We start from the raw sequence: 13018 nt of genomic DNA on the forward strand, positions 1-13018 counted from the left end.
TAATTAAAAGAAACGCTCCGGAGAAAAACGATTACTCGTTTTTTTGCCGGAGCGGCTCGTTTTGACACGTTACAAAAGCATGTATTATACTTGACATGATAAGCTTTTCGGCAAAGATCTGGGGGACCGTACCAATGACAGAACGAGTGAAAGTGGTTACGCTTGGATGTGAGAAAAACCTGGTTGATTCCGAGATTATGTCCGGACTCATTCACGGGCGCGGTTACAGCCTTGTGGAGGAAGCGGAGGAAGCAACCGTCATTATTGTCAATACATGCGGTTTTATCGACGCCGCAAAGGAAGAATCGGTTAATACGATTCTCGATATGGCCGAATTGAAAGAAACGGGAAGGCTGAAAGCACTCATCGTATCCGGCTGTCTGACGCAGCGGTACAAACAGCAGCTGATGGAAGAAATGCCGGAAATCGACGGCATCGTCGGTACCGGGGACTTCCATCATATCAATGAGATCGTCGATGAGGCGCTGCGCGGCAAACGGCCGGTAAAGGTCGGCAACCCGGTATTCGATTATGAGCAGAAGCTGCCGCGTATGGTGGCCACTCCCCGCTACACGGCTTATGTCAAAATTGCGGAAGGCTGCGACAATGCGTGCACGTTTTGCAGCATCCCGATTATGAGAGGCAAGTTCCGCAGCCGTTCCATGGAGTCGATTATTGCGGAAGTGGAGACTCTTGCGGCTGCAGGCGTACGCGAAGTCAGTCTGATCGCTCAGGATTCGACCAATTACGGAACGGATCTTTACGACCGGTTTATGCTCCCCGAGCTGATGAACCGTGTCAGTGAAGTGGAAGGAATCTCCTGGGTAAGGCTTCATTACGCATATCCCGGATTTTTTACGGATGAATTGATTGAAACGATTGCTTCCAACCCGAAAATTTGCAAGTATATCGACATGCCGCTGCAGCACAGCGAAGATTCGATTTTGAAGCGGATGCGCCGTCCCGGACGGCAGCGCGATACGCGCGAGTTGATCGCCAAAATACGCGGCCGTATTCCGGATGTGGCCCTTCGCACGAGTCTGATCGTCGGGTTTCCGGGGGAGACGGAGGAAGACTTCGAGCGGCTGTGCGATTTTGTGCGGGAAATCGGTTTTGACCGGTTGGGCGTATTCACGTACTCCAGCGAAGAAGATACGCCTGCAGTCCGGCTGCCGAACCATGTTCCCGACGAGGTGAAGCAGTGGCGCGCCAATACGCTGATGGAAATTCAGCGCGATGTGGCCAAGAACAGCGGCGGCAAATATGTCGGCCGTGAAATTGACGTGCTGATCGAGCGCTATGACGGCCGCAGCGACATCTATGTCGGCCGCTCGCAGTATGACGCTCCGGAAATCGACGGGGAAGTGTTTGTCACGGGCTGCTCTGCGCCGATCGGCGAAATTCAGCGGGTACGTATTACCCATGCCTACGAATATGATCTTTCCGGGGAGGGAATCGCATAATGAACCTGGCGAACAAGATTACGCTCGCGCGTATTTTTCTTGTACCCGTGATCATGATTTTCCTCCTGGTACAAATGGATTTGCAGCCGATAACGGCCGGAGAATTTTCGATTACATACAATCAGCTTGTGGCGGCATTAATTTTTATTCTTGCGGCCAGCACCGACGGTCTTGACGGCTACATCGCCCGCAAAAACAAAATCGTAACGAATTTGGGCAAACTGCTCGATCCTTTGGCGGATAAGCTGCTTGTCGCAGCCGTGCTCATTTCGCTCGTCGAGATGTCTAAGCTGAGCGCGTTTATTGCTATCGTTATCATTAGCCGCGAATTCGCCGTGACGGGACTGAGGCAAATTGCGCTGCTTGAAGGAACGGTTCTCGCGGCGAGCAAATGGGGCAAATGGAAAACGGCCATTCAGATAACGATGATTATTTTGCTGCTGCTGAACAATTTTCCGTTTGCGTTTATCGGCATCCCGCTCGATTTTATCGTAAGCTGGATGGCGGCGATCATTACCGTTTATTCCGGGATCGATTATTTTGTCAAAAACAAAAACCTGATTGCCGATTCCGTGAAAAGGTAATCTGGAAATCACCGTTAACTTATATTATTCGCTTTAACATCATTCCCCATGCCGGGAATGATGTTATTTATATCTCACGGGAATACAAATCGTATAAGGAATAAATTCAGATCCGGAAGGGGAGTCCCCGATTGAAAGCAGAAATTATTGCCGTCGGTACGGAACTGCTGCTCGGTCAAATCGTCAACACAAACGCCCAATTTTTATCGCAAGGACTGGCGGGACTCGGAATTGACGTTTATTTTCAAACCGTTGTCGGCGACAATGCGCAGCGGCTTCGCCAGGCAATCGAGGTGGCCCGGACCCGAGCCGATTTTATTCTGTTCACCGGCGGGATCGGGCCGACGCAGGACGATCTGACGAAAGACACGCTGGCGGATTACCTGGGCCGGCAGCTTCTTATTCACGAGCCGTCCATGTCCAAAATCGAACATTTTTTTTCGTCACGCGGCTCTCATATGGTGGAAAGCAACCGGCGCCAGGCGAACATGATCGAAGGCTCCGTGCCTTTGGCAAACGAAACGGGCCTTGCGGTCGGAAACGCGATCGTACAGGACGGAACGCTATATGCACTGCTTCCGGGGCCTCCGCGCGAAATGAAGCCGATGTTCAACGGACCGCTGCGCCAATGGCTCATTGACGTAAGCGGGCAGCACAATCTCCTGTACTCCCGTATTTTACGTTTCGCCGGAATCGGAGAGTCCAGCCTGGAGGCGGAGCTGATCGACATTATCGATGGGCAAACGGACCCTACCGTCGCTCCATACGCGAAGGAAGGGGAAGTGGTCATCCGCGTTTCGACTAAAGCGGGCAGCGCCGTCGAGGCGCTCGGCAAAATCGACCGTACCGTGGCGCTTATCCGGGAGCGGGTAGGCCAATATATGTATGCGGAAGAAGATATCCCGCTGGAAGAGGCGGTGCTGCGCAAATTAAGAGACAAGCGGCTGAAGCTCTCCTGTGCGGAAAGCTGCAGCGGCGGCCTGCTCTCGGAGCTGATTACAAGCGTGCCCGGAAGCAGCGGTGAATTTCTGGGCAGTATCGTCACCTATACGAATACGATGAAGCATAAGCTGCTCGGCATTCCGCTGTCGCAGCTCGAGGGGCCGGGCGCTCCGGGAGCAATCAGCGAGTCGACGGCACAGCTGATGGCGCAGCGTGTGAATGAGCTGACCGGGAGCGACTGGGGCATTGCGATTACAGGCGTCGCAGGACCGACGGAATCCGAAGGAAAGCCCGTCGGACTTGTGTATATCGCGCTGGCGCGCAGGGGCGGCGAGACGACGGTGCATTCGATGAAATGGAGCGGCAACCGCAGCTCCGTCCGGATCCGGTCTGCGAAAACGGCACTGTACCGCTTGTGGGAACTGCTGAAGGACGAAACATAGGGAACGCAATAATTGGGCAACAATCCGAATAAAGTGTCCCTGCCGGCAAGTGCGGCGGTGCATACGGCTTTCTAAGCGTATGCTCCTACAAAAGGCTTCACTGCTGTTCGCTCTTGTATTTCGAATTAGGATCAGGTATACTTGGGATAGTTAACGGAAGAACCGTGGCAAAAGTTCATTTTGCTGCGGTTTTTTGTTTTTTTAGCCGCATGTCCGCTTCCGCGCTCCGAAAAAAAGACGAATGTATGTTCGAAAAAATGCTTGGCAACCGCTCCAAAACAAGGTATTATAATAGTACAAATAAAGAAGGATGTGAAGCTCTTGTCAGATCGTCGCGCTGCGCTTGATATGGCTCTTCGTCAGATCGAGAAGCAATTTGGTAAAGGCTCTATTATGAAATTGGGTGAATCGGCACAACTGCAGGTAGAAACCGTTTCTAGCGGTTCGCTTGCTTTAGATATTGCGCTTGGAATCGGAGGCTTCCCGCGGGGAAGAATTATTGAAGTATACGGGCCGGAATCTTCCGGTAAAACAACGGTGGCGCTTCATGCCATTGCAGAGGTTCAACGCAACGGCGGACAAGCCGCTTTTATCGATGCGGAACACGCGCTTGACCCGCTGTATGCGAGCAAGCTTGGCGTCAATATTGACGAGCTGCTTCTTTCCCAGCCGGATACCGGAGAGCAAGCGCTGGAAATTGCGGAAGCGCTCGTACGCAGCGGAGCTGTGGATATCATCGTTATTGACTCCGTAGCTGCGCTGGTGCCGAAAGCGGAAATCGAAGGCGAGATGGGTGATTCCCACGTCGGTTTGCAGGCGCGTCTTATGTCGCAGGCGCTGCGCAAGCTGTCAGGCGCGATCAGCAAGTCGAAAACGATCGCAATCTTCATTAACCAGCTGCGTGAAAAAGTCGGTGTTATGTTCGGAAACCCGGAAACGACTCCGGGCGGACGCGCGCTGAAGTTTTACTCCAGCGTTCGTCTGGATGTGCGGCGCATCGAATCAATCAAGCAGGGCAACGACGTTGTAGGCAACCGCACCCGGATTAAAGTCGTTAAGAACAAAGTGGCTCCTCCGTTCAAACAGGCGGAACTCGATATTATGTACGGCGAGGGCATTTCCAAGCAAGGCAGTATTATCGATATCGGCACGGAGATGGACATCGTTCAGAAGAGCGGCGCCTGGTTCTCCTACAACGGTGACCGTCTCGGCCAAGGCCGCGAGAATGCGAAGCAGTTCCTGAAAGACAACGTCCACGTGTCTGAAGCGATCGAGAAGCAGATTCGCGAAGCGCATAACCTGAGCGCGGCTGCAGAACGTGCGGCTGCGGGGATTACTCCCCAGGAAGAGGATGACGAAGAGTTGGAGCTGGATCTTTAGAACGACCTGATCTTGCTTTGCGAGAAATCGCTGCTTTTAAATGAAGAAATGCGGTTATGAATAGATGCTCGAAAGCACCTTTTACATAAAGGTGCTTTTGTTGTCGTGAAGGAGCTTCGGCGTTTGTTGTTTTGGCTACAATGGGGTGATCGACAGATGAAAAGGGGACGATACGGTGGATGAGGAAGCAAATGAGACAAGCCGGGAAACGGGCCGGGGACCACAATCCACATCGCTGCTCTTAACGAAGGTAGAACCGGACAGAAAGCACCGCAGCCGTTACCTGCTTTATTTCGACGGCAGCGACGAGGCGGCGCTGTCCGTTCACGAGGACATTTTGGTAAGGTACCGACTGTTGAAAGGACAAACGCTGGATGCCGCTTTATTGGCGGAAGTGGCGGCCGAAGACGGGCGATACCGGGCGTATGCCGCCGCGGTTTATTATCTCGGCTTCAAGCCGCGAACGAGTAAAGAAATCGAGCGTTATTTGGCGCGCAAAGAATTTGACGAGGAGTCGATCTCGCATACACTCGACCGTCTAAACGGCGAAGCGCTTATTAACGACGGGGAATATGCGCGCATGTTCGCCGCTCAGCGGATGCGCGGCGCTTTGAAAGGAAGGCGGCTGATCCGGCAGGAGCTGCAGGTGCGCGGCATTGCCAAAGAAACGGCGGCAAAGGCGGCGGAAGCGCTCGATCCGCAAGCGGAATTGGATGCGGCTATGCGTGCGGCGGAGAAAAAATGGAGATCCTTAAAAGGGGAGCCTATCGACCGCAAGCGGAAGCTGACCGCTTTTTTGCTCCGCCGCGGTTTCCCGGGAGAGACGGCCAGAGCGGCGGTTCGCAGCATTTCGGAAGGCGAGCAAGGCGACGATGAAGGGCTGTGGCTTGACAATTGATTTTATCAAAAGATAAAATATGTGTGTATTCCTTTCCTTCGAATCAATTTTCCTTCCAAAAATTGAGACGAAACGATTTATTTTTAGCCGAATATTGATCGTTAAACGGTATGGAAACCGGCTTAAAGCAACTGAATATCAAGCGTTTGCCTTGGTGAATGCAACGAGGAGGTGAACAAGATGACACCTGGATTATGGATCTTATGGATCTTGATCGTTCTCGTTGTTGGCGCGGTTTTCTTTGGGATTGGTTACTTTATTCGAAAGTCGATTGCCGAGGCCAAAATTTCAAGCGCTGAGCAGGCCGCCGTCCAAATCGTCGAAAGTGCGAAGAAGGAAGCGGAAGCGCTAAAGAAAGAAACGGTCCTGGAAGCCAAGGACGAAGTACACAAACTCCGTTCTGAAGCGGAAAAAGACATTCGTGAGAGACGAAACGAAAGTCAACGTCTCGAAAGACGACTGCTGCAAAAAGAGGAGTCGCTGGATAAAAAACTAGAAGCACTAGAACGCAAAGAAGAACAGGTAGCCAACAAGGAGAAACGAATCGAAGAAACTCAAGAGCAGATCGATTCCATTTACAGACAGCAGCAAAGCGAGCTTGAACGTATTTCCGGCCTGACGACGGAGGATGCCAAAGGCATTATTTTCGCCAATGTCGAACAGGAAGTCCGTCATGAGACTGCGCAGATGATTAAAGAAATTGAGCTGCAGGCGAAGGAAGAAGCGGACAAGAAAGCGCGCGACATTATCTCGCTGGCAATTCAACGTTGTGCGGCCGATCATGTGGCGGAAACGACCGTTTCTGTTGTATCGCTGCCAAACGAAGAAATGAAAGGGCGTATTATCGGACGCGAAGGCCGCAATATTCGCGCTTTGGAAACTTTGACCGGTATCGATCTCATCATCGACGATACACCGGAAGCGGTCATTTTGTCCGGTTTCGACCCGATTCGCCGCGAGATCGCACGTACTTCTCTGGAAAAGCTTGTTGCGGACGGGCGAATTCATCCGGCCCGGATCGAAGAAATGGTGGAGAAGTCCCGTCGGGAAGTGGACGAACGTATTCGCGAATACGGGGAGCAAGCCACTTTCGAAGTCGGCGTACACGGACTTCACCCGGATCTGATCAAAATTTTGGGCCGCCTGAAATACCGGACCAGCTATGGACAAAACGTGCTGAAGCACTCGATGGAAGTGGCTTATTTGACCGGTTTGATGGCCGCGGAGCTGGGCGAAGACGTTACCCTGGCGAAGCGAGCGGGACTGATGCACGACATCGGCAAGGCGCTGGACCACGAAGTGGAAGGCTCGCACGTCGAAATCGGCGTAGAGCTGGCGAAGAAGTACAAGGAGCATCCTGTTGTCATCAACAGTATTGCTTCCCATCACGGCGATTGCGAGGCGACTTCGGTCATCGCCATGCTGGTCGGAGCGGCTGACGCGCTTTCTGCGGCACGTCCGGGAGCGCGGCGCGAGACACTGGAGACGTATATCAAGCGTCTGGAGAAGCTCGAAGAAATTTCCGAATCGTTCGAAGGCGTCGAGAAGTCGTACGCCATTCAGGCTGGACGCGAAGTACGCGTCATGGTACAGCCCGAGAAAATCGACGATACCGAGGCGTTCCGTCTTGCACGCGATATTACGAAGAAGATCGAGGGCGAACTCGATTATCCGGGACATATTAAAGTCACGGTGATTCGCGAAACGCGCGCGGTGGAATACGCCAAATAAACAAACGAATATTTGCGTATGCAACATGCCGCTTGGCCGCATGTTGCATACGCCAACTAAAGTGGCTGCCCGTCAGCCACTTTTCACGTCTTTGAAGGCAGGGATGAAACGGATGAAAGTATTGTTTATCGGGGACATTGTCGGCAATGTCGGACGCGGAGCGCTGCGAAAGGTGCTGCCTGCGCTAAAAACCAAATATTATCCGGATATTATTATCGTGAACGGAGAAAATGCGGCCGCCGGCCGAGGCATCACCGCCGCAATCGCCAGAGAATTTTTCGACTGGGGCGTTCACGGCATTACGATGGGCAACCATACGTGGGACAATAAAGATATTTTCGAATGGATCGAGGATGAAGGACGCATTGTCCGTCCCGCCAACTTTCCTCCGGGCACTCCGGGAAGGGGCTCGACGGTCATTAAAGCGAACGGGAAGAAGCTCGGCATTTTGAATTTGCAGGGACGAACATTTTTACCGCCGCTCGACTGCCCGTTCCGGAAAGCGGACGAAGAATTGGACCGGCTGCTAACCGAGACGAAGCACGTGCTCGTCGACTTCCATGCCGAAGCGACGTCGGAAAAAATCGCGATGGGCTGGTATTTGGACGGACGCGCTTCGATCGTCGTCGGAACGCATACCCATGTCCAGACGAACGACGACCGCATTTTGCCGGAAGGGACCGCTTATTTGACCGATGTCGGGATGACCGGCTCGATGGAGGGCATCCTCGGCATGGAGCGCGGCGCGGTCATGCACCGGTTTCTTACCGGTCTGCCGTCGCGGTTTGTCGTCGATGAAGGGGATTGGAATGTGCACGGCGTCTTCTTCGATCTCGACGACGCGACGGGGAAAGCGAAAAGAATGGAAAAAATTAGGATGTCTGAAACCGATTGGGCCATGATGTAGCGGATGCGATAATTGTCCGATTATTTCGAACAGTTTGGAAACTGCTGTCCAGCAAGCAGGAATTTTTTCTCCTCTCTCGAATAGTATGGAATAACACCAAACATCATTCCCGAGGAGGTACTTTCCATGGAAGTCTTAAAAGTTTCAGCAAAGTCTAATCCAAATTCCGTAGCAGGCGCATTGGCGGGCGTTTTACGGGAACGCGGTGCGGCCGAACTGCAGGCAATCGGGGCTGGTGCTTTGAACCAAGCGATCAAGGCGGTGGCTATCGCAAGAGGCTTTGTCGCCCCAAGCGGAGTGGATCTCATTTGTATTCCGGCTTTCACGGACATTGTCATCGACGGGGAAAACCGAACCGCAATCAAGCTGATCGTAGAACCGAGGTAGAGAGCTCATGGGTAACGATTCCGTATTTATAGATAAAACCTGTCTAAACGCTGGACAGGTTTTTTTGCGTCCGGCAGCTTGTTACTTCCTTTTACATGAGGAGCGCTGGGCATGACGCTTATCGTGGACGGCATAAACTGATAGAGACCGATTGCCGCTTATAGTTGTGAACTTTTACCGCTGCAAGGATTGAAGCTTGTTGACCGTTGCCGAAGCAAAGTTGGAAGAGGTGGACGATGAACCGATTTGGCGTTGTTGATTTTCACTGCGATGTGCTGTCCAAGCTGCTGGAGAATGACAAGCTGCGGTTTGCCGAAGACGGGCCGCGTGAAGAAGGTGCGAAAGAGCTTGACGTCACATGGGAACGTTTGCGCGCGAGCGGCAGCCTGTTTCAAATGTTTGCGATCTATATTCCGGAACGAATGGGCAAAACGATGACGCCGATTTTGCAAAGCGTCGATTTGTTCATGCGCCGCATTGAGGCGCTGCCCGGCATCGCTTTTGTCCGTACCCGCTGCCAGCTGCGGGAAGCGCTCCAGAACGGCAAGACCGGCGCCATGCTGTCGCTGGAAGGCGTCGACGGGCTGCAGGGGGATTTTATAGCACTTCGAATATTGTATTATCTCGGCGTGCGCGCGCTTGGTCTGACATGGAACCATGCCAACTGGGCAGCCGACGGGGTGATGGAGCCGAGGGGCGGCGGCCTGACGGGGAAAGGGCGTCAGCTTGTCCGGAATTGCAATGAGTTGGGTATGATGCTTGATGTCTCGCACTTGACGGATCAAGGGTTTTGGGAGGTTGTCGAATTAACGAACCGTCCCCTAATCGCTTCCCATTCCAACAGCCGGAAATTATGTCCGCATCCGCGCAATTTGACCGACGATCAAATCCGGACACTAGTGGCGATGGACGGAAGAATCGGCATTACATATGTTCCCTGGTTTGTAACCAGCGAAGGGGAAGCGTCGGTTTCCGGGGTCGTTCGGCATGTAGACCATGTATGCAGCTTGGGCGGGGAGAAGCACGTGATGCTCGGATCGGACTTCGACGGCATAGACCGTCATGTTGCCGGTCTTGCCCACCCCGGTGAAGTATGGAGATTAACCGAACAGCTTCTTCAGCACTATAAAGAAGAGCAGGTTCGAGGCTTCATGTCGGAAAATGCGCTCCGTTATTTGGATCAAAATTTGCCGGATTGAACGAAGGAAAAGGCATTCGGTCGATAGAGGCTGCATGCCTTTTTTGACTCCAATGGTAAGAGATAGTAATATACGAAGAGATCAAGCGACAATAAGGAGAGAACTACATGTCTAAAAATGTGCCAGTCGGCGTGTCAGCACGTCATATTCATCTATCCGCAGCTCATGTTGAAGCGCTGTTCGGACCGGGTGCGGGATTAACGGAAATGAAGCCGCTCTCCCAGCCGGGCCAGTTCGCCGCGGGCGAGACGGTTGCCGTCGTCGGACCGAAAGGGACGTTCCCGAAAGTCCGCATTCTCGGACCGGCGCGCAAAGCGACCCAGTTGGAAGTTTCCCGTACCGACGCGTTTGCGCTCGGAATCAATCCTCCCTTGCGGGAATCCGGCGATATTAAAGGGTCCGCCGGCATTACGATCAAAGGTCCGGCCGGCGAAGTGACGATCGATGAGGGCGTGATCGTTGCGGCGCGTCATATCCATTTCCATACGTCCGATGCCGAGAAATGGGAAATCCGCGACAAGCAGAAGCTTAGCGTCCGTTTTGGCGGCGAACGCGGCGTCGTATTCGAAAACGTCATCGCACGCGTATCGCCTGATTTCGCGCTGGACATGCATATCGATACGGATGAAGCGAATGCGGTTGGAGCCAAAACCGGCGATACCGCTGAAATTATCGGCTAATCATAATGAACAGACAGCCGCCGCCTTGCGCCGGCCCTGCAAACGCGAACCCGCACGCTGCGGCTTCGCGTTTTTCTGTTTTTCGCACGTGCAGCACGCACTTGTTAATGGTTTGATTTGGAGAATACGCTTTTTCTTCCAGATGGATATAGAAGAGTTTAGATGATATAATACGATATTGGACGATACAAATAAGGAACCATTCAACATAGAAGGAAGTGAATCCGTTTTGACCAAGGAGATTAGCTCGAAGGACAAGGCAATCGTCCAGGGCGGCAAGGACTACTCCAAATATTTCGATTTTTCCGGTGCGAAAGTCATCAAGGAAGAGGAAGGCAAGACGACTTACCGCCTTAAAGGAAGAGACATTACGATAAATGCTGTTCCGTCCTATAAGGATGAGAAACGAAGAGGCAAGGAAGAGATCGAGGTTCATTACGACTTTGCCATTCCGGAAGAAATGCGCACCTTCGGCGCAGGCAAATATTATTCGATCACAACGTACGGCTGCCAAATGAACGAGCACGACACGGAAGTGATGCGCGGCATGTTCGAGGCGATGGGGTACACATCGACGGAAGACCGCCGTCAGGCCGATGTGATTTTGCTTAACACGTGCGCGATCCGCGAGAACGCGGAAGATAAAGTGTTCGGCGAGCTTGGCCATCTGAAGACGCTGAAGACGGAGAAACCGGAGCTGATCTTAGGTGTTTGCGGCTGCATGTCGCAGGAAGAATCGGTCGTATCGCGTATTTTGCAAAAGCATTCGTTTGTCGACGTCATCTTCGGCACGCACAACATCCACCGTCTGCCGCATCTGCTGCAAAATGCGATGTTCAGCAAAGAAATGGTCGTCGAGGTGTGGTCGAAGGAAGGCGACATTATCGAAAATATGCCCAAGAAGCGCGAAGGGATGCGGGCTTGGGTCAATATTATGTACGGCTGCGATAAGTTCTGCACGTACTGCATCGTGCCGTATACGCGCGGCAAGGAGCGCAGCCGTCGTCCGGAAGACGTCATCGCCGAGGTGCGCGAGCTGGCGCGCCAAGGATTCCGAGAAGTGACGCTGCTTGGGCAAAACGTGAACGCCTACGGCAAAGATTTCGAAGATCTTGATTACCGATTCGGCGATCTGATGGCGGACATGTCCAAGATCGACATCCCGCGCATCCGCTTTACGACGAGCCATCCGCGCGATTTCGACGACCATCTGATCGAAGTGCTGGCCGGCGGCGGCAATCTGGTGGAACATATCCATCTGCCGGTCCAATCGGGCAGCACGGAAGTGCTGAAGCGGATGAGCCGCAAATATTCGCGCGAAACGTTTCTGGAATTGGCGGCCAAAATCAAAAAGGCCATCCCGAACGCGATGCTGACGACCGATATTATCGTCGGCTTCCCGGGCGAGACGGAGGAGCAGTTCCAGGACACGCTCTCGCTCGTGGAAGAAGTCGGCTTCGATTCCGCTTACACGTTTATTTACTCGCCGCGCGAAGGAACGCCGGCCGCAGGCATGGAGGATAACGTTCCGGCCGAAGTGAAGAAAGAGCGGCTGAAGCGCCTGAATGACCTGATGGCCAAGTTGTCGCGCGAAAGCAACGAGCGGATGAAGGGCCAGATCGTCGAAGTGCTCCTGGAAGGCGAAAGCAAAAACAACACGAATGTGCTTTCGGGCCGGACGCGCAGCAACAAGCTCGTTCATGTTGAAGCGCCGAAAGAGTGGATCGGCCAGTTTGCGATGGTGCGCGTAACCGAAGCGCAGACATGGTACATTAAAGCGGAACCGCTGGAAAAAATTTCTTTGCAGGGAGCCGTCTCCTGACGGTTTTCCGGCAAGATACTACAGAGGAGGAATCGTCTTATGGCAGAGCGGCAAGCGGCAGCGAAGCAAGATTCCGATACGTCCGGCAAGCACGATCATGAACATGGACAGGAGCCGGGAGCTTCCATTCCGGTTTACGATACGCGCGATTTGCTCGTGCGCAGCGATATTATGGCGAAAGCGAAAGAGCTGGCGAATCTGATCTACACATCCGAAGAAGTGCAGCAGTTCCGCCGCGCCGAAAAGCAGATTCAAGGAAACGACCGGATTCAGACGCTCATCAGTCAAATTAAGAAAAAGCAGAAGGAAGCGGTCGCCTTCGAGCAGACGTTCAAAAATGCGGCGATGGTCAAAAAGATCGAGAGCGAAATGGAGAATCTGCAGGATGAGCTCGACGGAATTCCGATTATTACCGAATTCCAGCAAAGCCAATCCGATATTAATTATTTGCTGCAGATGGTCGTCTCCGTCATCCGCGATACGGTTGCCGAAAAAATAACGCTGGACGACGCTCCGGAGGACGCGCCCGAAAACTGCGATTAAACGGACGGCAGCACAAAGTAATGCGTACTGTAACGTCTG

General features: G+C 53.0%; 12 protein-coding genes. All 12 read left to right on the top strand.

The window, feature by feature from the left end; all coding sequences use genetic code 11:
• Positions 1-134 precede the first annotated feature (134 nt).
• Positions 135-1463, top strand: a complete 1329-nt coding sequence (gene rimO, locus VN24_RS21220; protein WP_045672058.1) for a 30S ribosomal protein S12 methylthiotransferase RimO — start codon at positions 135-137, stop codon at positions 1461-1463.
• The gene (gene pgsA / locus VN24_RS21225) at positions 1463-2047 is read left to right on the top strand and encodes a CDP-diacylglycerol--glycerol-3-phosphate 3-phosphatidyltransferase (protein ID WP_045672059.1); all 585 of its coding nucleotides are present in this window, start codon (positions 1463-1465) and stop codon (positions 2045-2047) included. Before rimO ends, pgsA begins: the two co-directional genes overlap by 1 nt.
• A 131-nt stretch (positions 2048-2178) precedes the next feature.
• On the top strand, positions 2179-3432 hold the full coding sequence (locus tag VN24_RS21230; RefSeq protein ID WP_045672060.1) for a competence/damage-inducible protein A: 1254 nt from the start codon (positions 2179-2181) through the stop codon (positions 3430-3432).
• A gap of 321 nt (positions 3433-3753) precedes the next feature.
• Positions 3754-4812 (top strand): recombinase RecA, encoded by a 1059-nt coding sequence (gene recA, locus VN24_RS21235; protein ID WP_045672061.1) that lies wholly within the window; start codon positions 3754-3756, stop codon positions 4810-4812.
• Positions 4813-4987: 175 nt separating this feature from the next.
• Positions 4988-5710: a regulatory protein RecX gene (locus tag VN24_RS21240; protein WP_238590746.1), complete on the top strand. Its 723-nt coding sequence runs from the start codon at positions 4988-4990 to the stop codon at positions 5708-5710.
• Positions 5711-5890: 180 nt separating this feature from the next.
• Positions 5891-7441 (top strand): ribonuclease Y, encoded by a 1551-nt coding sequence (gene rny, locus VN24_RS21245; protein ID WP_045672062.1) that lies wholly within the window; start codon positions 5891-5893, stop codon positions 7439-7441.
• A 112-nt stretch (positions 7442-7553) separates the two neighbouring features.
• On the top strand, positions 7554-8348 hold the full coding sequence (locus tag VN24_RS21250) for a TIGR00282 family metallophosphoesterase (RefSeq protein ID WP_193790080.1): 795 nt from the start codon (positions 7554-7556) through the stop codon (positions 8346-8348).
• A 126-nt stretch (positions 8349-8474) separates the two neighbouring features.
• Positions 8475-8735 (top strand): stage V sporulation protein S, encoded by a 261-nt coding sequence (locus VN24_RS21255; protein ID WP_045672064.1) that lies wholly within the window; start codon positions 8475-8477, stop codon positions 8733-8735.
• A gap of 236 nt (positions 8736-8971) precedes the next feature.
• Complete coding sequence (locus VN24_RS21260; protein WP_045672065.1) at positions 8972-9934, top strand: dipeptidase; 963 nt, start codon at positions 8972-8974, stop codon at positions 9932-9934.
• A 107-nt stretch (positions 9935-10041) separates the two neighbouring features.
• Positions 10042-10614 (top strand): phosphate propanoyltransferase, encoded by a 573-nt coding sequence (gene pduL / locus VN24_RS21265; RefSeq protein WP_045672066.1) that lies wholly within the window; start codon positions 10042-10044, stop codon positions 10612-10614.
• Between the two features lie 229 nt (positions 10615-10843).
• On the top strand, positions 10844-12436 hold the full coding sequence (miaB, locus tag VN24_RS21270) for a tRNA (N6-isopentenyl adenosine(37)-C2)-methylthiotransferase MiaB (RefSeq protein WP_420798582.1): 1593 nt from the start codon (positions 10844-10846) through the stop codon (positions 12434-12436).
• 39 nt (positions 12437-12475) lie between these two features.
• Positions 12476-12979: a YlbF/YmcA family competence regulator gene (locus VN24_RS21275; RefSeq protein ID WP_045672067.1), complete on the top strand. Its 504-nt coding sequence runs from the start codon at positions 12476-12478 to the stop codon at positions 12977-12979.
• Positions 12980-13018 lie beyond the last annotated feature (39 nt).

It is taken from the genome of Paenibacillus beijingensis (assembly GCF_000961095.1).
Lineage (GTDB): Bacteria > Bacillota > Bacilli > Paenibacillales > Paenibacillaceae > Paenibacillus_O > Paenibacillus_O beijingensis.